This is a genomic window from Polaromonas sp. CT11-55 (assembly GCF_047303325.1).
Lineage (GTDB): Bacteria > Pseudomonadota > Gammaproteobacteria > Burkholderiales > Burkholderiaceae_C > Polaromonas.
Genome location: NZ_JBKBEX010000001.1, coordinates 115,785 through 136,134, shown reverse-complemented (window position 1 = coordinate 136,134; position 20,350 = coordinate 115,785). Strand labels below are relative to the sequence as shown.

At 65.0% G+C, this 20,350-nt stretch carries 24 protein-coding genes; 18 read left to right on the top strand and 6 right to left on the bottom strand.

Annotated elements, in window-relative coordinates; all coding sequences use genetic code 11:
• The first annotated feature begins 5 nt into the window (after window positions 1–5).
• The 4 genes from ACEN8I_RS00780 to ACEN8I_RS00765 all read left to right on the top strand — a co-directional run bounded on the left by ACEN8I_RS00780 (window position 6) and on the right by ACEN8I_RS00765 (window position 1,980).
• Entirely contained in the window at window positions 6–119 is a 114-nt protein-coding gene (locus tag ACEN8I_RS00780) for a cytochrome oxidase small assembly protein (protein ID WP_217631815.1), read from the top strand.
• A gap of 41 nt (window positions 120–160) precedes the next feature.
• Window positions 161–772 (top strand): cytochrome c oxidase assembly protein, encoded by a 612-nt coding sequence (locus ACEN8I_RS00775; protein ID WP_413325277.1) that lies wholly within the window; start codon window positions 161–163, stop codon window positions 770–772.
• Window positions 769–984 carry a DUF2970 domain-containing protein gene (locus tag ACEN8I_RS00770; RefSeq protein ID WP_074576540.1) on the top strand — a complete coding sequence of 72 codons (216 nt, stop codon included), beginning with the start codon at window positions 769–771 and terminating at the stop codon, window positions 982–984. The genes ACEN8I_RS00775 and ACEN8I_RS00770 overlap by 4 nt, the downstream gene beginning before the upstream one ends.
• 78 nt (window positions 985–1,062) lie before the next feature.
• The gene (locus ACEN8I_RS00765; RefSeq protein ID WP_413325275.1) at window positions 1,063–1,980 is read left to right on the top strand and encodes a cytochrome c oxidase subunit 3; all 918 of its coding nucleotides are present in this window, start codon (window positions 1,063–1,065) and stop codon (window positions 1,978–1,980) included.
• Window positions 1,981–2,075: 95 nt separating this feature from the next.
• On the opposite strand, the gene ACEN8I_RS00760 is transcribed toward ACEN8I_RS00765, so the two are convergent.
• The gene (locus tag ACEN8I_RS00760; RefSeq protein WP_413325273.1) at window positions 2,076–2,312 is read right to left on the bottom strand and encodes a twin transmembrane helix small protein; all 237 of its coding nucleotides are present in this window, start codon (window positions 2,310–2,312) and stop codon (window positions 2,076–2,078) included.
• Between the two features lie 18 nt (window positions 2,313–2,330).
• On the opposite strand from ACEN8I_RS00760, the gene ACEN8I_RS00755 reads away from it, so the two are divergent.
• The 5 genes from ACEN8I_RS00755 (at window position 2,331) to ACEN8I_RS00735 (ending at window position 6,647) form a co-directional block, all read left to right on the top strand.
• On the top strand, window positions 2,331–3,092 hold the full coding sequence (locus tag ACEN8I_RS00755; protein WP_413325271.1) for an SURF1 family protein: 762 nt from the start codon (window positions 2,331–2,333) through the stop codon (window positions 3,090–3,092).
• Window positions 3,089–3,805, top strand: coding sequence for a hypothetical protein (locus tag ACEN8I_RS00750; RefSeq protein WP_413325269.1), 717 nt, complete (start codon window positions 3,089–3,091; stop codon window positions 3,803–3,805). Before ACEN8I_RS00755 ends, ACEN8I_RS00750 begins: the two co-directional genes overlap by 4 nt.
• Before the next feature lie 139 nt (window positions 3,806–3,944).
• Window positions 3,945–5,078 carry a COX15/CtaA family protein gene (locus ACEN8I_RS00745; RefSeq protein WP_413325267.1) on the top strand — a complete coding sequence of 378 codons (1,134 nt, stop codon included), beginning with the start codon at window positions 3,945–3,947 and terminating at the stop codon, window positions 5,076–5,078.
• A gap of 9 nt (window positions 5,079–5,087) precedes the next feature.
• Window positions 5,088–6,008 carry a heme o synthase gene (gene cyoE / locus ACEN8I_RS00740; RefSeq protein WP_413325265.1) on the top strand — a complete coding sequence of 307 codons (921 nt, stop codon included), beginning with the start codon at window positions 5,088–5,090 and terminating at the stop codon, window positions 6,006–6,008.
• A gap of 6 nt (window positions 6,009–6,014) precedes the next feature.
• Complete coding sequence (locus ACEN8I_RS00735) at window positions 6,015–6,647, top strand: SCO family protein (protein WP_413325263.1); 633 nt, start codon at window positions 6,015–6,017, stop codon at window positions 6,645–6,647.
• 9 nt (window positions 6,648–6,656) lie between these two features.
• Here the strand turns inward: ACEN8I_RS00735 and ACEN8I_RS00730 are convergent, their stop codons facing one another.
• The 3 genes from ACEN8I_RS00730 to ACEN8I_RS00720 form a co-directional block, all read right to left on the bottom strand.
• Complete coding sequence (locus tag ACEN8I_RS00730) at window positions 6,657–8,456, bottom strand: 7TM diverse intracellular signaling domain-containing protein (RefSeq protein ID WP_413325261.1); 1,800 nt, start codon at window positions 8,454–8,456, stop codon at window positions 6,657–6,659.
• Window positions 8,457–8,669: 213 nt separating this feature from the next.
• The gene (gene rpoH, locus ACEN8I_RS00725; RefSeq protein ID WP_074576556.1) at window positions 8,670–9,632 is read right to left on the bottom strand and encodes an RNA polymerase sigma factor RpoH; all 963 of its coding nucleotides are present in this window, start codon (window positions 9,630–9,632) and stop codon (window positions 8,670–8,672) included.
• Window positions 9,633–9,840: 208 nt separating this feature from the next.
• Complete coding sequence (locus ACEN8I_RS00720) at window positions 9,841–10,617, bottom strand: IclR family transcriptional regulator (RefSeq protein WP_413325259.1); 777 nt, start codon at window positions 10,615–10,617, stop codon at window positions 9,841–9,843.
• A 95-nt stretch (window positions 10,618–10,712) separates the two neighbouring features.
• Between ACEN8I_RS00720 and ACEN8I_RS00715 the strand changes: the two genes are divergently transcribed.
• From ACEN8I_RS00715 to ACEN8I_RS00675, 9 genes are read left to right on the top strand one after another with little or no spacing between them, the layout of a single operon-like run.
• Window positions 10,713–11,684, top strand: coding sequence for a Bug family tripartite tricarboxylate transporter substrate binding protein (locus tag ACEN8I_RS00715; RefSeq protein ID WP_413325256.1), 972 nt, complete (start codon window positions 10,713–10,715; stop codon window positions 11,682–11,684).
• Between the two features lie 44 nt (window positions 11,685–11,728).
• Window positions 11,729–12,412 (top strand): RraA family protein, encoded by a 684-nt coding sequence (locus ACEN8I_RS00710; RefSeq protein ID WP_413325254.1) that lies wholly within the window; start codon window positions 11,729–11,731, stop codon window positions 12,410–12,412.
• Window positions 12,409–13,347 (top strand): NAD(P)-dependent oxidoreductase, encoded by a 939-nt coding sequence (locus tag ACEN8I_RS00705; protein WP_413325252.1) that lies wholly within the window; start codon window positions 12,409–12,411, stop codon window positions 13,345–13,347. The genes ACEN8I_RS00710 and ACEN8I_RS00705 overlap by 4 nt, the downstream gene beginning before the upstream one ends.
• An 11-nt stretch (window positions 13,348–13,358) precedes the next feature.
• Window positions 13,359–14,438, top strand: coding sequence for a cyclase family protein (locus tag ACEN8I_RS00700; RefSeq protein WP_413325250.1), 1,080 nt, complete (start codon window positions 13,359–13,361; stop codon window positions 14,436–14,438).
• 42 nt (window positions 14,439–14,480) lie between these two features.
• A complete protein-coding gene (locus tag ACEN8I_RS00695; RefSeq protein WP_413325248.1) occupies window positions 14,481–15,476 on the top strand; it encodes a Bug family tripartite tricarboxylate transporter substrate binding protein in 996 nt (331 codons plus the stop codon).
• A gap of 30 nt (window positions 15,477–15,506) precedes the next feature.
• A complete protein-coding gene (locus ACEN8I_RS00690; RefSeq protein ID WP_413325245.1) occupies window positions 15,507–16,493 on the top strand; it encodes a Bug family tripartite tricarboxylate transporter substrate binding protein in 987 nt (328 codons plus the stop codon).
• Complete coding sequence (locus ACEN8I_RS00685) at window positions 16,494–17,468, top strand: Bug family tripartite tricarboxylate transporter substrate binding protein (protein WP_413325243.1); 975 nt, start codon at window positions 16,494–16,496, stop codon at window positions 17,466–17,468.
• 25 nt (window positions 17,469–17,493) lie between these two features.
• A complete protein-coding gene (locus ACEN8I_RS00680; protein WP_413325241.1) occupies window positions 17,494–18,483 on the top strand; it encodes an amidohydrolase family protein in 990 nt (329 codons plus the stop codon).
• Window positions 18,484–18,511: 28 nt separating this feature from the next.
• Window positions 18,512–19,429, top strand: a complete 918-nt coding sequence (locus tag ACEN8I_RS00675) for an SMP-30/gluconolactonase/LRE family protein (RefSeq protein ID WP_413325239.1) — start codon at window positions 18,512–18,514, stop codon at window positions 19,427–19,429.
• A gap of 74 nt (window positions 19,430–19,503) precedes the next feature.
• Here ACEN8I_RS00675 and ACEN8I_RS00670 read toward each other — a convergent pair whose 3' ends face one another.
• Both ACEN8I_RS00670 and ACEN8I_RS00665 read right to left on the bottom strand, forming a co-directional pair.
• Window positions 19,504–19,797, bottom strand: coding sequence for a hypothetical protein (locus ACEN8I_RS00670; RefSeq protein ID WP_413325237.1), 294 nt, complete (start codon window positions 19,795–19,797; stop codon window positions 19,504–19,506).
• 69 nt (window positions 19,798–19,866) lie between these two features.
• A complete protein-coding gene (locus ACEN8I_RS00665; protein WP_413325235.1) occupies window positions 19,867–20,349 on the bottom strand; it encodes a DUF962 domain-containing protein in 483 nt (160 codons plus the stop codon).
• Window position 20,350: the final 1 nt, after the last annotated feature.

The following is a 20,350-nucleotide window of genomic DNA, read 5'->3' as shown; positions in this document are numbered from 1 at the left end:
CAGCCATGACGACACCTGAACAAAAGAAAAGCAACCTGAGGTTGGCCCTGATACTGGCCTCGGTCGCGCTGGTCTTTTTTCTGGGCTTCATGGCCAAGATGATTTTCCTGGCGCACTGAACCGGTCCGTTCGGCTCCAGGCTCAAACCGATACCACTGTGATGCGGCTCAAGCGCGAAAACTTCAAGATGATGGGCAAGCTGGGCGTGATCGTGCTCGGCATGTTCGCCTTCGGTTATGCGCTGGTGCCCCTTTACAAGGCGATCTGCGAGATGACCGGTATCAACGTGCTGGCCCTGTCCGACCGGCAGATTCCCGGGGCGACTTCCAGACTGCCGGCCAATACCCAGGTGGACTTCAGCCGCACCATCACCGTCGAGTTCGACGCGAATTCGCGCGGTCCCTGGCAATTCAAGCCCGCGACAAACACGCTGCAGGTGCACCCCGGCGAGCTGACCACGGTGATGTACGAATTCCAGAACGTGCAGAACCGGACCATGTCGGCCCAGGCCATTCCCAGCTACGCGCCCGCCCAGGCCGGCGCGCACTTCAACAAGCTGGAATGCTTCTGCTTCAGCCAGTACACCCTGGCGCCCGGCGAGAAAAAGCAGTGGCCTGTGGCTTTTGTCATCGATCCGAAGCTGTCGAAAGACGTGAGCACCATCACGCTGTCCTATACCTTTTTTGAAGTCGGCGGCAAGACGCCGGCCGCACCGGCCACGCCCAAGGCGACGACGGCCGCCGCGGTACCCGAAAAACAGGCAGGCGCATGAGCAGCATGGCCGCCGCACCCGCCAAAAAACCTTCCTTCTGGCGCACGGTCAAGGCCGTGGCCTGGTCCTTCGTGGGGCTGCGCGCGCGTGGCGACTACGAGGAAGACGTGAAAAATTTGAACCCCCTCCACATCATTGTGGTCGGGCTGATTGCCGTGGTGGTATTTGTCGCAGTCTTGGTGCTGCTGGCGAAGTGGATGGTCGCGCGCTGAGGCCGCGGCAGTTTCCGGCACATCACGGTGTGAATTAAAAGATTATTGGAAATTCGAGAGAAAAACAGGAGTCCAGCGATGTCATCAGCAACCCACGGGTCTACCCCCCACTATTTCGTTCCCAGCCCATCGAGCCATCCGGTGATGGCGTCTATCGGCCTGTTTTTTGTCATTCTCGGTGCCAGCCAATGGATCAACGGCCACGACTGGGGCAAATGGTCGGTCGCCTTCGGCATGATCTGGTGGCTGACGACGCTGTATCGCTGGTTCAGCCAGTCCATCGCCGAAAGCGAAGGCGGCATGTACGGCCGCAAGATCGACATGTCCTTCCGTTGGAGCATGAGCTGGTTCATCTTCTCGGAAGTGATGTTCTTCGGCGCCTTCTTCACCGCCCTGTGGTGGGCCCGCGCGCACTCGCTGCCCGCGCTGGGCAGCCTGGACAACGCCCTGCTTTGGCCCGACTTCAAGGCCGTCTGGCCCAGCCTGGCCGCCGGCGTGACCGCTTCGCCCGCTGACATCATCGAGCCATTCACCGCCATGAAGCCGCTGGCCATTGGCGGCGGCATCTGGGCCAGCATCATGGGCTCCCTGCCGACGGTCAACACTGCGCTGCTGCTGAGCTCCGGCGTCACCATCACCATCGCCCACCATGCGCTGATCGAAGGCAAGCGCGCCCGCACCATCGCTTTCATGTGGGCAACGGTTCTGCTCGGCGTGGTCTTCCTGTTCGTGCAGGGCTATGAGTACTTCCATGCCTACCATGAGATGAACCTGAAGCTGTCGTCCGGCGTGTACGGCTCGACCTTCTTCATGCTCACGGGTTTCCACGGCTTTCACGTGTTCGTCGGCATGCTGATGCTGCTGTTCATCACGCTGCGCCTGCAAAAAGGCCATTTCACGCCTGAAAAGCACTTCGGCTTTGAAGGCGCCGCCTGGTACTGGCACTTTGTGGACGTGGTGTGGCTGGGCCTGTACATCCTGGTGTACTGGCTCTAAGAACCTGGTCTCAGGAACCAATCGCGGCTAAGGCCGCTCAACCAAAGGCCGCTTGATGCGGCCTTTGTTCTTTATTTCGCCAATGAGAGTGGCGTCTATTTACCTACTGGGATACCGGTAGGCTGGATATAACCGAGTTTCCAGGCGACCAGAATGCAGATGAACAGCAGCACCGAGAACCCGATACGGAAGGCCAGCGCGCGCGCCATATTGCTGGCTTTGCGCTTGCCGTCCTTGTTGTCGCCGCTGCTGTTGCCCCTGAGCATGAAAAAAAGCGCGGAAGCCAGGCTGGCCAGGATGGCGATAAACGCCAGTGCAACGAGGTAGTTCATGAACAGGATTATCGACGCATGACACCGGTTTTGCATTCCCCGCGCTTCTGGCTGCTGACTGCGGCCGCCGTGCTGGCGGCCGGCACCACCTTCTCGCTGGGGCAGTGGCAGCTGCGCCGCGCCGCGCAGAAGGAAGCCCTGCAGGTCGCCGTCGAGTCCAAGGGCCGCCTGCCTGCGCTCGATGCGCGCGCGCTGCTCGCCGCCCCGAACATGGCGGACGAGATACACAGGCCGGCCGTGCTCAAGGGCAACTGGCGGCCGGAACACACGGTCTATCTCGACAACCGTCCCATGGCCGGCAAGACCGGTTTTGTGGTGCTCACGCCGCTGGTGCTGGAAGGCAGCGCCCAGGCCATCGTGGTCCAGCGCGGCTGGGTACCGCGCGATTTCGCCGACCGTACGCGCCTGCCGCAGGTGGCGACGCCCGCCGGCACTGTCACCGTGGAGGGCCGCCTCGCCGCCTCGCCCTCCAGGCTTTATGAGTTCCAGGGCATAGAGACGGGCCGGATACGGCAAAATCTCGACTTGCCGGCCTACCGGGCGCAAACCGGCCTGCCGCTGCTGGAGGTCTCCCTGCTGCAGACCGGTGCGGCCAGCGAAGGCCTGTTGCGCGAATGGGCCGCCCCCAATCTCGGCGTCGACAAGCATTATGGTTATGCCTTCCAGTGGTTCGGCCTGTGCGCCCTGGTGTTCATTCTTTATGGCTGGTTTCAGCTGGTTCTTCCATTTCGTGCCCGTATCCACTCACGCCGCCCAACAAGCCGCGATCAACTGCCGTGACCACTACGCCTGATACCTCTCCCAACGCCGCCGCCGTGCCCGCCCCGCAGGACCAGCCCCTGGGCCTGACCGTGCACGCCATGCCTGTGCTGGACCAGTCCAGCACGCGCGAGCCGAACACCGTCGCCGGCCGCTGGAAGATGCTGGCCGTCCTGCTGGTGTGCGCCGCTCCGGTGGTCGCCTCCTATTTCACTTACTACGTGGTCCGGCCTGAAGGCCGTCGCAACTTCGGCGAGCTGATAGACCCGCAGCGCCCGTTGCCACCGCTGGCCACACGCGCGCTCGATGGCCGCACCGGCACGTTGACGGAGCTCAAGAACCAGTGGCTGCTGATCAGCGTGGCCGGCGGCGCCTGTGATGCGCGTTGCGAGCAGAACCTGTATTTCCAGCGCCAGCTGCGCGAGTCGCTGGGCAAGGACAAAGAGCGTGTGGACCGCGTCTGGCTGGTCGCCGACGACGCGCCTGTGCGTGATGCCCTGCTGCCGGCACTGGCCTCCTCGGCCGTGCTGCGCGTGGCGCCGGCCGAACTCGCGCAGTGGCTGGAGCCGGCCGTTGGCAAGCGCCTGGAAGACCACCTCTATCTGGTCGATCCCATAGGCAACTGGATGATGCGTTTCCCGGCCGACATGGATACCGGCGCCGCAGCCAAGGCCAAACGCGACCTGGAGCGACTATTGCGCGCCTCCAGCAGCTGGGATAAAGAAGGCCGATAGTGGCCCCCACGCTTTTCACTGCGTGTAATACGCTGCCCCCCCGAGGGGGCCGCCCGCCTGTGGCCCGGCAAAGCCGGTTCCACGGCTCATGCTGGACTGAAATCCCGGTGCGCATAGCAGTGAGTGCTTAGCTTTAAACATGAATCCACAAAATCTCTACGACCTGAGCCCCGCCCTGCGCCTGATGATCATGGGCCTGGTGGTTGCGCTCGGGCCGCTGGCCTGGGTGTGGGCGCACAACAAGAACGCGCCGGTGGCGCAGCGCCTGCGCGTGCTGACGCTGGTCACGCTGTTCCTCACTTTTGACCTGGTGATCTTCGGCGCCTTTACTCGGCTCACTGATTCCGGCCTGGGTTGCCCTGATTGGCCCGGCTGCTACGGCAGCGCGAGCCCGGTGGGCGCGCAAATGCATATCGAGGCCGCGCAGACCGCCATGCCGACCGGGCCGGTCACGCATTCCAAGGCCTGGATCGAGATGGTCCACCGCTATCTCGCGACGGGCGTCGGTGTGCTGATCCTCACGCTCACGGTCACGAGCTGGCTGGAGCGCAAGCGCATAGCCGTCTCGCCCTGGTGGCCCACCGTGACCTTGGTGTGGGTGTGTTTGCAGGGCGCATTTGGCGCACTTACCGTCACCATGAAGTTGTTCCCGGCCATCGTCACCATGCACTTGCTGGGCGGCCTGGTGCTGTTGGCCTTGCTGCGCGCGCAGTCGCTGCGTTATGCCGGGCTGCAGGCGCCGCCGGCCCAGGGTTTGGGCAAGGGCCTGCGCCTGGCCGCACTGGCTGCATTTGCCTTGCTGTGGCTGCAGATTGCCCTGGGCGGCTGGGTCAGCACCAACTACGCGGTGCTGGCCTGCACCGACTTTCCGGGCTGCCAGAACTCGCTGTGGCCGGCCATGGACTTTCGCCAGGGGTTCACGCTGTGGCGCGAGCTGGGCGCGGGCCACGACGGCGCCAACATCAGCTTCCAGGCGCTCACCGCCATCCACTATGTGCACCGCCTCACGGCCTACCTGGTGTTTGCCGTGTTCCTGGCGCTGGCTTTCTTTCTGCACCGCGTGCCGGCGTTTCGCGCGCCTGCGCGCTGGCTGGCCGGGCTCATCGTGCTGCAGGCCGTGACCGGCATCAGCAACGTCGTGCTGGGCTGGCCTTTGCTGGCCGCCGTCATGCACACCGGCGGCGCCGCGGCCCTGGTCATTTTGCTCGGCGGCGTGGTCTTTTCCGGCCGCGGCGGGCCCTCTGCGCCACATGCGTCAAAATTGAATGCCTAGCGACTCCCCATGAACCCCAGTACTCCGTCCGCCGCCCCGGCTTCCGCCGCGCCCCACGTTCCGTCGAAGTTCGCGCAGTTCTATGCGCTGACCAAGCCGCGTGTGGTGCAGCTCATCGTGTTCTGCGCGCTGATCGGCATGGTGCTGGCCGTTCCCGGCGTTCCCACCTGGTCCGACATCAGGCTGGCGCTCATCGCTTGCGCCGGCATCTGGCTGGTCGCCGGCGCCGCCGCGGCTTTTAACTGCCTGGTCGAGCAGCAGATCGATTCGCGCATGCGCCGCACGGCCTGGCGCCCCACGGCCAAGGGCGAGCTCAGCAACCCGCTCACGCTGGCGTTTTCGGCCGCGCTGTGCGCGCTGGGTTCCTGGATCCTGTACGTGTGGGTGAACCCGCTCACCATGTGGCTGACCTTTGCCACCTTCATCGGTTATGCGGTGGTCTACACCGTGATCCTCAAGCCCATGACGCCGCAGAACATCGTGATTGGCGGCGCCTCGGGCGCCATGCCGCCGGTGCTGGGCTGGGCCGCGATGACGGGCTCCGTCGGCCCCGAGGCGCTGATCCTGTTCCTGATCATCTTCCTCTGGACGCCGCCGCATTTCTGGGCGCTGGCCTTGTACCGCGTCGAGGACTACCGCAAGTCCGGCCTGCCCATGCTGCCCGTCACCCATGGCAATGAGTTCACGCGCCTGCAGGTGTTTTTGTATACGCTGGTGCTGTTTCCCGCCTGCCTGATGCCTTTTATCTTCAAGATGAGCGGCTGGCTTTACCTGGTGGCGGCCGTTGCGCTGAGCATTGGCTTCAGCTGGTACGGCTGGCGCCTGTGGCGCAATTACTCCGATGCGCTGGCGCGCAAGACCTTCCGTTTTTCGCTGATCCATCTTTCGGTCTTGTTCGCGGCGCTGCTGCTGGACCACTACCTTGTCTGACACCGCATGAAAACCCCCAACACCTTGCCGTCCACACGCCGCGGCGCGATTCGAACCCTGGCCGGTGCCGCCGCGCTTGCGGCCACGGCCGGCCTGCTGGCGGCCTGCGCGCCCGACAAGCCGCAGTTCAAAAGCATAGACCTGACCGGCGCCGACTATGCCCAGGGCTTCACGCTGGCCGACCACAACGGCCAGATGCGCACGTTGAAAGATTTCCCCGGCAAGGTGGTCGTGGTTTTTTTCGGTTTCACGCAATGTCCTGATGTCTGCCCGACCTCCATGGCCGAGTTGGCCCAGGTCAAGAAGCTGCTGGGCCCCGACGGCGACAAGCTGCAGGCCATCTTCATCACCGTCGACCCCGAACGCGACACGCCCGAGTTGCTCAAGGCCTATATGGCCAACTTCGACCCGGGCTTTCTGGCGCTGCGCCCCACCATGGCCCAGCTGCCGGAAGTCGCCAAGGACTTCAAGGTCTATTACAAGAAGGTCGACGGCAAGACCCCCGGCAGCTACACCATGGACCACTCCGCGGGCAGCTATGTCTTCGACGGCAAAGGCCGCATACGCCTGTACAACCGCTACGGCGGTGGCGCGGAAGCGCTGGCGTCCGACATTCGCCTGCTGCTCAAGAATTCCTGAGCGGTCTGATTAAAAGTTCACCGTCTTGATGGACTTGCGGGTGTCGGCAGGCATTTCGTGAAGTGACTTGAGCATATAGGCTACGTGCAGCGCCGCGTCCGGTTGCGTGCCGCAATGCGCGTCCGGCACCATGGCGATCGCGACGTGCAGCTTCAGGTGCGAGCCCACCGGCAATAAATCCGAGGGTTGCAGCGCGCGCGCCACCAGTTGGGTGGCTGCGGCTACGGCCTGCGCGGCAGTCACCGGCCCTTCTATCAACAAGGCAAACTCGCTGTCACCGACGCGCGCGGCGATGTCAATGTCGCGCGCCAGTTTGCGCAGGCATGAGCCCGTCAGCACCAGCGCGTAATCGGCGATCTGCCGCCCGTGCTCCCTGGCGAACCAGCCGTGGTTGGAGAGTTCAATCATCAGCAGCGCGCTGCGGTGTCTGTAGCGGCTGGAGCGCAGCAAGGCCTCCTGCAGCCGCGCCTCGAAGGTGTGCAGGTTGCTCAGGCCCGTGAGTGGCTCGGTCTGCGCCAGCGCGGCGGCGCGCGCCCGGGCTTCGCGGCGCTGCGCGCCCCGTCGCAGCAGGCCGTAAAACAGCAGCGGCGTCTCCAGGGCCGCGCCCAGGGTGAGGCCGTACTGGGTGAGGAAGCTGGTCGGGATCAGGCCCAGGTCGCGCAGTATGGGAAAAGGCACAGCGACCGCGACCGGCACAAAGCCCAGCGCGATCCAGCGCATGGTGGGCTCGCCGCTTCGCCAGGCGATGAACACCATCACGCAGATCAGCACCAGGGCCGCAACGATCAGGGCCGTGACGGCGATAAAGCCCGCGCGTGTCGGCAGCGCCGTGTCCAGCAGCGTCAGCAGCGCCAACACGGCGATCAGCCTGAGCGACAGCCAGTCCAGCATGGCCGAAAATTGCCGCGGGCGGGTCACCACACGGGCAAACCAGAGGCCGCTGCAGGTTGCCAGCACCGGCAGCAGAAAGGCCGAGAGGTCGTTCCATGTCGGCCAGTCCGGCCAGAGGTATTGCCCGCCTATGCCCAGCAGTGCGGCTTGCGCCGCCGCCAGCGCGGCGATGTAAACGGCATAGGCCGCAAAACTCCTGTCCCTGAATGCCACGGCATTGGCGGCGGCCACCAGAGCCATCAGCAGCGCGAGGCCGAAGTAGGCGCCCAGCAGAAACTGCTCCTGCATGCGCTGCGCCAGCAGGGCTTGGTGCTTGTAGATATAGAGCGGCGCTGAAAACGGCCTGCGCGCCTGCTCTATGCGTATGAAATAGGTGACCGGCCGGGTCTGCTCGCTGTCCAGGTCGAAGACCGGAAAGCGGTCGGGGCGCGGCCATTGGCTTACCGGAATCCTGTCGCCCGCCTTTTGTTCGACCCAGTTCCCGGCGGCGTCGCGGTAATGCAGGCTCACGCGGTCCACGCCCGCGCTGCTCACCTCCAGCGCCCAGCGCTGCGACAGGTCGGGTTGCATGGCGTTAAAGCGTATCCACATCACCTGGCCCTCCAGCATGGCGCTGTGGCCGGCCGGGCGCATCGCAAACGGCAGGTCGTACTCCCAGGCTTCCACCTGTTCCAGCACGGCCATGCCGGTCGCATCGATCCAGAACTGGCTGTGTTCGGCCAGCTCGATCTGGCCGTCGGGCGCATTGAGCTGAAGCACCGGCAGCCGCGCGTCGGCGCCTTGCTGCGCCCATCCCGGCATGGCGGCCAGCAGGCATGCCGCCAGCACTCTTCCCCTGATGCCCTTGCCGCAGAGGATGGCGCGCACGAACTGCTGAAAGCGTCCGGGCTTGCCGGTGAGCGCGTGAAAAATCAGCACAATTTCATTGTGCGACTGCGCGCGGGCAAAAGCTTTTTAAATTTGCACCGGCATGGCGCGCCCCGGCCAAGTGGCGTGCGCGCGCAACGGTAATTTATTGCCGCAGGAACCTAAAAGAGGCTGCCACGGCCCACAAAAAAGCCCGCACCTGGGAGGGGGCGGGCTTTTGGGGAGCACGGCGCAGGCTGCCGCGCCGGGTTTATGCGTCTTCGCTTATGCGTAAGCCGCAAGCACCTTTTTCATCTTCTTCATGGCCGCCACTTCAATCTGGCGAATCCGTTCGGCGCTGACCTTGTACTCGGCAGCCAGGTCGTGCAGCGTCATGCCGCCTGAACCGTCGTCGTTCACCTTGAGCCAGCGCTCTTCCACGATGCGCCGGGCACGCGGATCCAGTTCTTCCAGCGCGGCCGTGATGCCGTCCGAAGCCAGGTTGTCGCGCTGGCGCGATTCCATCAGCGCGGTCGGCTCCTGCGTCGCGTCGGCCAGGTAGGCGATGGGGCCGAAAGCGTCCTCGCCGTCATCACCGGGGCTGGGGTCCAGCAGCACGTCGCCGCCCGACATGCGCTGCTCCATCTCGATGACTTCTTCGCGCTTGACGTTGAGCGTCTTGGCCATGGAGTCGATCTGGCCTTCGGTCAGCGTGTCGCGGTGCGTCGCCACGTCGGCGTCGTCCTTGAAACCCTGCTTCATGGAGCGCAGGTTGAAAAACAGCTTGCGCTGGGCCTTGGTCGTGGCGACCTTGACCATGCGCCAGTTCTTCAGGATGTACTCATGGATCTCGGCTTTGATCCAGTGCATGGCATAGCTCACCAGGCGCACGTTCTGGTCCGGGTCGAAGCGCTTGACAGCCTTCATCAGGCCGATATTGCCTTCCTGGATCAGATCGCCGTGCGGCAGGCCGTAACCCAGGTATTTGCGCGAAATCGATACCACCAGGCGCAAGTGAGAGAGCACTAACTTACCGGCCGAGTCCAGATCGTTGTTTTCCTTGAGGTTTTTGGCGTACTCCTGCTCCTGCTCCAGGGTGAGCATGGGCAGGCGGTTGACGGCGGAAATATAGGCGTCCAGGTTGCCCAGTGGGGGAACCAGCGACCAAGGGTTGACGGCTGCGACGGCGCCCGATGGGGGCACGGCCACGGCAGCGGTCAGCGATTGGGGGGAAAGAGCATATGACACTGCAGAACTCCTTTTCTCTAGTGCTAAATATTAGCACTCTGTTAGAGAGAGTGCTAAGCAATAGGTTCAATGACTCGGATAGCGCAAGGCTAATAAGTAATAACCCTTGGTCCCCAGTATGAGCGCGGCGTCCGGGTTTGGTTCGGGCGCCGTTGGTTTCCGGGATGTAAATGCGGGTAATTCTTCCAATTACCAGGGCATAAGACGATCAAGGGTGCCAGGCGGCGGGAACGGCGGTTGGCCCGGGTTCCTTGGGGTTGCGGCTTCCCGCCAGCGCATAGGACAGCTGGTTGGCCGCCCGGATCACGGTTTGGGCCAGCTCCTTCAGGCGCGGCTCCGTCAGGCGCGAGGTGGGCCCTGAAATGCAGACCGAGCCCAGCAGCCGCCATCCCATGCTGAACACCGGCGCCGACACGCTGGACACCTCCGGTTCGCGTTCGCCCAGCGACAGGTGGTAGCCGCGCTGCCGGATCGTTTCATAGGGCTCGCCGGGCTCGCCCGAAAAGGCCAGTATCACCCGGCCCGGCGCGCCCAGGTCCAGCGGCAGCCCGATGCCGACACGCACGTGGTGGCGGATGGTGCGCGGCCCGTCAACCCGGGCCAGGCAGGTGCGCTGGTTGCCTTCGCGCACATAAAACGAGGCACTTTCGCCGGTCTCTATGGTGAGTTCCCGCAGCACGGGCTCCACCACTTCATGCACATTGAAGGTTGCCTGGTAGCAGGCGCCCAGCCAGCCGGCGGCCCGGCCCAGCCGCCAACTGCCGTCTTCCTTTTGCACCAGGTAATGGTCCGTCGCCAGCGTGCGGGCGATGCGCAGCGCCGTGGTCTTGTGCATCCCGGTGCGGCGGCTCAATTCAGCCAGGGTCAGCTGGGCATCGCTGGTGCCGAAGGCCTCCAGCAGCCGCAGCGCGCGGGTGACGGCGCTGACACCCGTGGATTCTTCATCGGCCGCCGGCCTGGGGGTGCTGGGCGAGGATGGGTTCATGCCATGGAGTTCGTTGCGACAGATGAAACTGTATTTTAACAAACGGAACGTTGCATGACAATTTGCGGGCGAGTTCATAACAACGGAGACATTTCATGATTTTTCTGCGCCGCGGCCTGTTGGCTGCCCTGCTTGCCATCCTGGCGATTCCCGCGCTGGCCCAGCAGGCCTACCCCAACAAGCCGATCCGCCTGGTCGTGCCGTTCCCGGCGGGTGGGGGCACGGACATCATTGCGCGGGAGGTGGCCCAAAAGCTGTCCACCACGCTGGGCTGGACTTTTGTCATCGACAACAGGCCCGGCAGCGGCGGCAACCTGGGTGTGGATACCGCGGCCAAGGCGGCCCCCGATGGTTACACGCTAGCGCTGGGGCAAACCAGCAACCTGGCCATCAACCCCGCGCTTTACAGCAAGATGCCCTACGACCCGGTCAAGGACCTGGCGCCGGTCGGCCTGGTGGCCAGCGCGCCGCTGGTGCTGGTGGTGGCCGCCGACTCACCCTACAAAACGCTGGCCGATGTGGTCAACGCCAGCAAGGCCAAACCTGGGTCCCTCAACTTCGCGTCCCCCGGCAATGGCACCGTGGCCCACCTGGCCAGCGAGCTGCTGCAGAAGACGGCCGGGGTCAAATTCATCCACGTGCCCTATAAAGGCATGGCCCAGGCGGCAACCGACGTCATAGGCGGCCAGGTGCAGCTGTATATGTCATCGGTGCCCACGCTGCTGGGCCACATCAAGAACGGCAAGATGCGCGCCATCGCCGTCACGTCTCTCAAGCGCGTGGACGACCTGCCGCAGGTGCCGACGGTGGCCGAGTCGGGCTACAAGGGTTTCGAGGCGGTGACCTGGTTTGGCGTGGTGGCCCCCGCGGCCGTGCCCAGGGACATCGTGCTGCGCCTGAACACCGAACTCAACAAGGCGCTGCAGACCGCCGACGTCAAGAAAAAACTCGGTGACCAGGGCGCCGCCGTGCTGGGTGGAACGCCCGAACAGCTGGGCGCGCTGATCAAGGCCGAAATCACGCGCTGGGCACCGGTCGTCAAAGAATCCGGCGCCAAGCTGGACTGAGCACGCTAGCAAATTTTTTCCCACACTTCTTATTGAACACACCCATGAACCAGCGCGACATCATTAAAAACTTCGACCGCGTACCCGCCGACATCGTCGCGCAGGCCGCGCAATACCAGCCCGCCATCCTGGCCGACGTGGCGGGCCGGCGCGGCGCACTGCACGGCCGCATCAAGGCCCTGCGCCCGCGCATGAAGTTCGCCGGCACGGCCTTCACCGTCGAGGTCCGTCCGGGCGACAACCTCATGATTCATGCCGCCATGGCGCTGGCCCGGCCGGGCGACGTGCTGGTGATCGACGGCAAAGGCGACCAGACCAGCGCACTCATGGGCACCATCATGATGACGGCATGCCGGCAACTGGGGCTGACCGCTGTGGTGATCGATGGCGCGGTGCGCGACAGCCTGGAGATCGACGAGATGGACTACCCGGTGTTCTCGGTCGGCACCAATCCCAACGGCCCGACCAAGCAGGCCGGCGGCCGCATCGGCCACCCGGTGTCGGTGGGCGGCGTGACGGTCCATCCCGGCGACTTCATCTGCGGCGACGGCGACGGCGTGGTCGTGGTCGAGCGCGAAAAGATTGAATCGCTGCTGCCGCTGGCGGCGCACAAGGTGGTGGCCGAGGCCAAACGCATCGCCCAGATCAAGGAAGGCAAAACCAGCGCGCCCTGGTTGAATGAGTCATTGGTGGCCGCCGGCGTGCTGCAAGCGGGGGAAAGCCTGTGAGCGCCAAGCCCGCCATCCTGGTCACCGCCGCCGACCTGGCCCCCCAGGCGCTGGCCTTGCTCGAGGACTTTGAGGTTGTTTATGCCGGCAGGGCGCCGCAGGTGGACGACCTGGTGGCCCTGTGCAGGCGCCACAACCCGGTGGCCATCATCGTGCGCTACAGCAGTATCACGCCCGAGGTCATGGATGCCGCGCCGGCCCTCAAAGTCATCTCCAAACACGGCAGCGGCACGGACACCATCGACAAGGCGGCGGCGGCCGCGCGCGGCATAGCGGTCACTGCTGCCGTGGGCGCCAACGCGGCCGCGGTCGCCGAGCAGGCGCTGGCCCTGCTGCTGGCCTGCGCCAAGTCGGTGGTTCAGCTCAACGCCCGCATGCACGCGGGCCACTGGGACAAGGCCACGCACAAGAGCATGGAGCTGGGCGGGCGCAGCATAGGCCTGATCGGCCTGGGCGCCATAGGCCTGCGCTTCGCGAAGATGTGTGACGCCATGGGCATGCGCGTGCTGGGCTTCGATCCCTTTGCGAAGAATCTGCCCGCCTATATTCAGCCCATCGACCTGGACACGCTCTGGCGCGAGTCCGATGCCATTTCCCTGCACTGCCCGCTGACGGCCGACAACAAGCAGTTGCTCAACGCGAACACCTTGGCGCAGTGCAAAAAAGGCGTGATCGTGGTGAACACCGCGCGCGGCGGGCTGGTTGACGAGCCCGCGCTGCTGGCGGCTGTGCAGTCGGGCCAGGTCGGCATGGCCGCGCTCGACAGTTTTGCAGTGGAGCCCATGACGGCACCACACATCTTTCACCACCAGCCCGGTTTCATCCTCAGCCCGCACATAGGCGGCGTCACCAGCGATGCCTACGTCAACATGGGCGTCGCCGCCGCGCACAACACGCTGGCGGTGCTGCAAAGCCGTTCACCCGTCGCGGCCTGAGACTCGGCACCATGGCAAGCCAACGCTGGAAAAACGCGCCACCCGGCAGCCATTGGGGCGAGTTCGGCCCCGACGACCAGCGCGGCCGCATGAATCTTGTGGATGCCGCCAAGGTGCTGCAAGGCGTCGCTGAAGTGCGCGAGGGCAAGACCTTTTGCCTTTCGCTGCCGCTCGATGTGCCCGGCGGCCAGCGCATGAATCCGCGCCGCCTGCCGCCGCGCCGCTACAGCGTGCTGCGCGACGGCCAGAGCGCTGGGCAGCAGGGCTTTTGCTGGTCCTACCAGTCGGAAGACCCCGAGCTCAGCGATGTGGTGAACGACGATGTGGTGCTCATGAGCCTGCAGTACTCCACGCAGTGGGACAGCTTCGCGCACGTGGGCAGCCATTTTGACGCCGATGGGGACGGCGTAGCCGAGGCGGTGTTTTACAACGGTTTTCGCGCCGGCGAGCATATCCGTCCCGGTGTGGAAGACCCGGAGCCGGCCGAACCCTGGGCGCGTTATCCGGAGCCCAGGGCCGATGCCTTGAGCATTGCCGTGCTGGCCGAACATGGCGCGCAGGGCCGGGGCGTGATGATAGACCTTGAGCACCATGTGGGCCGCCAGCGGCGGGCGATCGGTTATGACGCGCTGATGCGCGTCCTGGAGGCCGACCGCGTGGAGGTGGAAGCGGGCGACATGGTGTGCCTGCACACCGGTTTTGCGGACACCTTGCTGGCCATGAACCGGCAGCCCGATGTGGCGCAGCTGCACGCCAGCGGCAGCGGCCTTGACGGCCACGACGCCAGGCTGCTCAACTGGATCACCGACACCCGCCTGGCCTGCCTGCTGGCCGACAACCCGGCGGTGGAACTGGTGCTACCCAAGCTGGCCGGCGCGGCGCGAGCCGGCACGCCGCTGCGGCAAGCGCGCCTGCCGCTGCACGAGCACTGCCTGTTCAAGAACGGCATCCACCTGGGCGAGCTCTGGTACCTCACCGAACTCGCACGCTGGCTGCGTGCCCATGGGCGCAGCCGCTTCCTGCTGACCGCGCCGCCGCTGCGATTGCCGGGGGCGGTGGGGTCACCGGCCACCCCCATCGCGACGGTATAGGGCAGGCGCAGCAAACCCATAAATAAATAAACGGAGACAGACATGCCACAGAAATTTCAAGGACACCGCCGCCGCCTGGCCCTTGCCGCCGCCGCCCTGGCGGCCGGCAACTTCATCACCTTCAGTGCCCGGGCCCAGGCCGCCTGGCCCGACCGCCCGGTCAAGCTGGTCGTGCCTTACCCCGCGGGCGGCGCGGCCGACCAGACGGCGCGCCTGGTCGCCATCGCGCTGGGCGAACGGCTCAAGACACAGGTCGTCGTTGACAACCGCCCTGGCGCGAATGGCGCGATAGGCGCGGCGACTGTCGCCAAGTCTGTCCCCGACGGCTACACCTTGCTGCTCGATGCCACCGGCTTTACCGTCAATCCCAGCCTGCAGGGGCGCATGCCGTTTGACCCGGCCAAGGACCTGGTGCCGGTGTCCCTGCTGATGCAGGTGCCCATGCTGCTGGTGGTGCCGGCCAACTCACCCTACCAGACGATGGCCGACCTGTTGAAGGCCGCCAGGGCCAACCCTGGAAAGCTGTCTTTCGCCTCGGCGGGAAACGGCAGCGCGCAGCACCTGGCCGGCGAGCTGTTCAAGCAGGGGCACAAGCTCTTCATCACCCACATCCCTTACCGCGGTGGCGCACCTGCCTTGACTGACCTGATGGCCGCACAGGTGGACCTGATGTTCTCGGCCATGCCCGCGTCCTACCCCCTGGTCAAGAGCGGCAAGCTGCGCGCGCTGGCCGTGACTTCGCCCAAAAGAGCGGAGCTGGTCAAACAGTTGCCCACGGTGGCGGAGTCCGGCTTGCCGGGATTTGACGCGCAGGAATGGAACGGCCTGTGGGCGCCGGCAGGCACGCCCAAAGCCGTGCTGGACCGGCTGGAGGCCGAACTGCACGCGGTCATGGCCTTGCCTGATATCCGCCAGCGGCTGGCTGCCAACGGCGCCGAGGCCATAGGCAGCAGCCGAAACGAGTTCGCCCGGTTCACGGCTGCCGAAACGACCAAGTGGGCCCGCGTCATCAGCGCCGCCGGAATTACTTTGGACTGATTGTTGATTTCACAAAAAAAGGAGACAGACATGTTTTTGACTTTCACCCGCCGGGCCGCCCTGGCCGGCTGCACGCTGGCCGGCCTGGCGCTCATGCCTGCCTTGGTGCAGGCCCAATCCGCCTGGCCCGCCAAACCCGTCAAGATCGTCGTGCCTTACCCGCCCGGCGGCGCGGTGGACCAGGTGACGCGCAAGATCGCGCAGAAGCTCACCGAACAAACAGGGCAGTCCTTCTTCGTGGAGAACAAGGCCGGTGCCACCGGCACCATAGGCGCCTCGCAAGTCGTCCAGTCGCCGGCGGACGGCTACACCCTGCTGGCGAACGACACCACTTACTCGATGCTGCCCCACGTCTTCAAGAAGCTGCCGTGGGACTACGAGCGGGACCTGGTGCCGGTCGCCGGCTTCAATTTCGCGCCGGTGACGCTGGCCGTGGCGGCCGACTCGAAGTTCAAGACCCTGCAGGAGCTGCTGGCCTTCGCCAAGGCCAACCCTTCCAAGCTGTACTACGGCACGGGTGGTGCCGGTTCCATGCCGCATTTCGCCACCGAGGCCTTGCGCAGCGCGGCCAGGATAGACATCACCCATGTTCCCTACAAGGGCGCCGGCGAGGCCACGCTGGCCCTGCTGTCGGGCACCATCGATTTCCAGATGGCTTCGACGCCCGGTGTCATGAACCAGGTCAAGGGCGGCAAGATGCGCCTGCTGGCCGTGAGCGGCGACAGGCGGCTGAAGGCCCTGCCCGATGTGCCCACCTTCAAGGAGCTCGGGCTCAAACAATACGGTGTCATCAATTTCACCGGCCTGTGGGCACCCAAAGGCACGCCGCCGGCTGTCATGGCCCGCCTGCAAAAGGAAATCGAGGTGGCCATGGCTTCGGCGGATTTCCAGACCTTTGCCGACAACCTCGGCGCGGTTCCGATCAGCGTGGGCGGCCCGGTCTTCGCAAAGATGTTGCGTGACAGCACGCAGCAATGGGCCAAGGTGGCGGCAGCCGCGGATATCGAGAAGCAATAAATGCTGCGCCGGTTCTTCCTCGGAGGCTGCCTGATAGCCTGGGTCTTTGGCGCGGCGCCGGCGCGGGCGCAGGCTCCTGGGTGGCCGGTGCAGCCGGTCAGGCTGGTGATCGGCTTTGCCGCCGGCGGCCCCACCGACATCGTGGCGCGAAGTTTTGCCGAACACGCGGCCAAGGGTTTGGGCCAGCCCATGATCGTGGACAACAAGCCCGGCGCCAACACCATCATCGCGGCGGAAGCCGTGGCGAATGCGGCGGATGCGCACACGCTGCTGCTGGCGGCCACCAACCACACCATGATTCCGGCGCTCTACAGCGGCCGGGTCAAGTTTGACGCGCTCAAGTCCTTCAAGCCGGTGTGCATGCTGGCATCGGCACCCACGGTGCTGGTGGTGGGACCTTCGCTGGGCGCCAGGACGCTGGCGGAGTTTGTGCAGAAGGCCAAGGCCAGCCCGCTGGCCATCACCTATGCCTCACCGGGCATAGGCAGCTCGGTGCACTTTGCCGGCGAGGTTTTCGCCCGCCAGGCGGGCGTGAAGCTGACGCACATTCCCTACAAGGGCGCCGCACCCGCCGTGGCCGACGTGATGGCCGGGCAGGTCGACGCCTCGTTTGCCACGCTGGGCTCGGTGCTGCCGATGATCAGGTCCGGCAAGCTCACGGCGCTGGCCATTGCAAGCAGCCAGCGCTCGGCGCAGTTGCCCGGTGTTCCCACCTTTGACGAAGCCGGTGTCAAGGGTTATGCCGCCGACGCCTGGTATGGCCTGCTGGCCCCGGCCGCCGCGCCCGAGGCCGTGGTCAAGCTGCTGCAGCGCGAGGCGCTGGCGTACGCCGCTTCGGCCGCCGGTTCCGAAAAACTGCGCTCGCTCGGCATGGTGCCCCAGCCGCTGTGCGGCGAGGCCTTTGCGAACCAGATGGCGCGTGAGGTGGCGACCTACAGCCAGGTGGCGAAAGAACTGAACCTCAAGGCGGACTGAGTCCCCAACAACACGGATGACCCGCATGACCTCATTGCCGCTTTCCGCACTTGAAGCAAGCCGCCGCCGGTTTGTCGCCGGCCTTGGCGCCGCTGCGTCCCTGGCCGGCCTGGGCGGCTGTGCCGCCACCGCAACATCGCCCGCTGCGGAGCCGCCCAAACCCCAGCCCACACCGGTGCCGCATTCCGCGGGATCGGCCGTTCCGCGCTTTGCCATGCCCGCCTTGGCCTGCGACTGCCACCACCATATTTACGACCGGCGTTACCCGGCCCATCCCTCGGCCACGCTGCTGCCCGATGACGCCACCGTGGCCGGCTACCGCTTGCTGCAGCAGCGCCTGGGCCTGCAGCGCAACGTGATGGTGCAGCCGTCCACCTATGGCGTGGACAACCGCTTGCTGGCCGACGCGCTCAAGGCGTTTGGCGGGGCATCGCGCGGTGTCGCCGTTGTGGACACCAGTGTGACCGATGCGCAGCTGCAGGCCCTGCATGCGGCGGGGGTGCGCGGCGTCCGTTTCAACCTGAGTTTTCCGGTCGGCATCACGGCGGACATGATGGAGCCGCTGGGCCAACGCATTGCGCCATTGGGCTGGCACATGCAGATCAACGGCACGGCGGACAAGCTGCTGGCAGCGGGTGACACGCTGGGGCGCCTGGCATGCCCGCTGGTGGTTGACCACATGGGCCAGTTGCCGCAGCCGCAGGGCCTCAGGCACCCGGCTTTCGCGCTGTATGCCGGCTTGCTGGACAGCGGCCGGGCCTGGTTCAAGCTGTCCGGCGCCTACATCACCAGCCAGAAACCGGATTTGTCCGACAGCGGCATGGTTGCGCGAGCCTTGATAGGCCTGGCGCCCGAGCGCATGGTCTGGGGCAGCGACTGGCCGCATCCAACCAAGAAGGCGGGCGATAAGCCCGACGACGCTGCCATGCTCAACCTGCTGGACGACTGGGCGCCCACGGCGGCCGTCCGCGACAGGATACTCGTCGACAATCCGGCCAGGCTGTACGGCTTTTGACCTCTGTAACTCCTTGGATGGGTGCGCCATGTTTCTTCTGAATCCACCCGAAGTTCGCTCCCTGGAGATATTCTCCACGCTGCCGCAGCGCTACCGCCAGCCCAGGCGCACCGTGTGGGGCGATGCCAACCAGGGCGGCCGCGAGACCGACTCCTTTCTGGAGGGACCGGTGTTCGACGATGCCGGCAACCTGTATGTGACTGATATCCCGTTCGGCCGCGTGTTTCGCATCGACACCCAGGGCGAATGGGAACTGATTGCGCAATGGGAGGGCGAGCCCAACGGCATGAAGTTTTTAAGCGCCACCGAACTGCTGGTGACCGACTACCTCAACGGCCTGATGGTGGTCGACGTCCGCAGCGGCGCGGTGCGCCCCTACCTGGGCCGCCGCAACACCGAAAGCTTCAAGGGTCTGAACGATCTCACCTTTGACTCACAGGGCAATCTGTATTTCACCGACCAAGGCCAGACCGGCCTGCACGACCCGACCGGCCGGGTGTATCGCCTGACGCCCGCAGGCAAGCTGGACTTGCTGCTGTCCAACGTGCCCAGCCCCAACGGCATCGTGTTGTCCCTCGATGAAAAATTTCTGTTCGTGGCCGTCACGCGCGGCAACTGTGTCTGGCGCATGCCGCTGCTGGCCGATGGGGGCGTCTCCAAGGCCGGGCAATTTTTTACCTCGTATGGCCCCAGCGGCCCCGACGGCCTGGCCATGGACGAGGCCGGCCGCCTTCTGGTGGCCAACCCGGGCTTGGGCTATGTGTGGGTGCTGAACCACCGGGCCGAGCCTATGCAGCTGCTGCGCGGCGCTTCAGCTGTCTCGCTGACCAACCTCGCTTTTGGCGGAGTGGATCGCAAGACCTTGTACTGCACGGAGTCGACCAGTGGAACCATCCTGCGCATAGGCATGGACGTGGCGGGTGCAAAGCTGCACATGCCGGGCTGAGGCCTTCGCCTTCAACCTAGCTGCTGCGCAGCGCGGCTATGTCGGAGACGCTTCCCCGGTGAGCGTGGGGAGCTTTATTCCAGGCGTTTGTCGTCGCGCACTTCACGCACCTCGACATCCACCACGTCGCCGGCGCGCCCTGCGTTGCCGGCCTCACGGCCTGCGCCGCCCGGCCACATGCCCTGCGGCGAGTAGCGCTGGAAGCGGCCAAACACCATGGCCGGCGCCGGCTTGCGGCCGGTGACCAGGGACTTCAGCAGGCTCAGCACCACGACGATCAGCGCGGCCGCCAGCAAGCTGAGGGCAAACACCGCCGCAAACAGGCCCAGCACCAGTTTGAGGAAAAAACGCAGAATTTTGCTGATCAAGCGAAACACCTGTGAAAAGGTTTAAACCTCGCAAGTGGAGACGAAAGGCGCTTTTTCAAGCTGGATGCATTACCAGCGTATGCCCAGCTTGCCGAACAGCTTGCTCAGCACAAACAGCGGGCCGACCCAGAGGTACTGGATGTCTTCGAAAAACGAGGGCTTTTTGCCTTCTATCTTGTGGCCAATGAATTGCAGGATCCAGGCGCCCACAAAAATGGCGATGCTGAGCGGCAACACCAGCGGCCCCATGGCGAACACCAGGGCGATGAACAGCACCGACCAGACCGCCATGGTCATAAAGAACACTGCCGACAGGCGGGCGTAATAGACCATGCTGGCCGCGACAAAGGCATAGGCCACATAGGGATGCAGCGCAAACAGCATGCCGACCAGGCTCAGCATGATGAGGGGAATGGCGATGAAGTGGATCAGCTCGTTGCGCGGGTTCTGGTGGCTTTCGCCGTAATGCGCGAGCAACTGGTCGACTTTGCGGGGTTCGGCCGGTGCGTCGGCAGTGCCGGGGGTATCGTGTGTGTGCGCCGTATTGTCCATG

Bases quoted from the DNA above. Each gene is read 5' to 3' on its own strand.
- ACEN8I_RS00780 (WP_217631815.1), top strand. From the start codon at position 6: ATGACGACACCTGAACAAAAGAAAAGCAACCTGAGGTTGGCCCTGATA.
- ACEN8I_RS00775 (WP_413325277.1), top strand. From the start codon at position 161: ATGCGGCTCAAGCGCGAAAACTTCAAGATGATGGGCAAGCTGGGCGTG.
- ACEN8I_RS00770 (WP_074576540.1), top strand. From the start codon at position 769: ATGAGCAGCATGGCCGCCGCACCCGCCAAAAAACCTTCCTTCTGGCGC.
- ACEN8I_RS00765 (WP_413325275.1), top strand. From the start codon at position 1,063: ATGTCATCAGCAACCCACGGGTCTACCCCCCACTATTTCGTTCCCAGC.
- ACEN8I_RS00760 (WP_413325273.1), bottom strand. From the start codon at position 2,312: ATGAACTACCTCGTTGCACTGGCGTTTATCGCCATCCTGGCCAGCCTG.
- ACEN8I_RS00755 (WP_413325271.1), top strand. From the start codon at position 2,331: ATGACACCGGTTTTGCATTCCCCGCGCTTCTGGCTGCTGACTGCGGCC.
- ACEN8I_RS00745 (WP_413325267.1), top strand. From the start codon at position 3,945: ATGAATCCACAAAATCTCTACGACCTGAGCCCCGCCCTGCGCCTGATG.
- cyoE (WP_413325265.1), top strand. From the start codon at position 5,088: ATGAACCCCAGTACTCCGTCCGCCGCCCCGGCTTCCGCCGCGCCCCAC.
- ACEN8I_RS00735 (WP_413325263.1), top strand. From the start codon at position 6,015: ATGAAAACCCCCAACACCTTGCCGTCCACACGCCGCGGCGCGATTCGA.
- ACEN8I_RS00720 (WP_413325259.1), bottom strand. From the start codon at position 10,617: ATGAACCCATCCTCGCCCAGCACCCCCAGGCCGGCGGCCGATGAAGAA.
- ACEN8I_RS00715 (WP_413325256.1), top strand. From the start codon at position 10,713: ATGATTTTTCTGCGCCGCGGCCTGTTGGCTGCCCTGCTTGCCATCCTG.
- ACEN8I_RS00710 (WP_413325254.1), top strand. From the start codon at position 11,729: ATGAACCAGCGCGACATCATTAAAAACTTCGACCGCGTACCCGCCGAC.
- ACEN8I_RS00700 (WP_413325250.1), top strand. From the start codon at position 13,359: ATGGCAAGCCAACGCTGGAAAAACGCGCCACCCGGCAGCCATTGGGGC.
- ACEN8I_RS00695 (WP_413325248.1), top strand. From the start codon at position 14,481: ATGCCACAGAAATTTCAAGGACACCGCCGCCGCCTGGCCCTTGCCGCC.
- ACEN8I_RS00690 (WP_413325245.1), top strand. From the start codon at position 15,507: ATGTTTTTGACTTTCACCCGCCGGGCCGCCCTGGCCGGCTGCACGCTG.
- ACEN8I_RS00685 (WP_413325243.1), top strand. From the start codon at position 16,494: ATGCTGCGCCGGTTCTTCCTCGGAGGCTGCCTGATAGCCTGGGTCTTT.
- ACEN8I_RS00680 (WP_413325241.1), top strand. From the start codon at position 17,494: ATGACCTCATTGCCGCTTTCCGCACTTGAAGCAAGCCGCCGCCGGTTT.
- ACEN8I_RS00675 (WP_413325239.1), top strand. From the start codon at position 18,512: ATGTTTCTTCTGAATCCACCCGAAGTTCGCTCCCTGGAGATATTCTCC.
- ACEN8I_RS00665 (WP_413325235.1), bottom strand. From the start codon at position 20,349: ATGGACAATACGGCGCACACACACGATACCCCCGGCACTGCCGACGCA.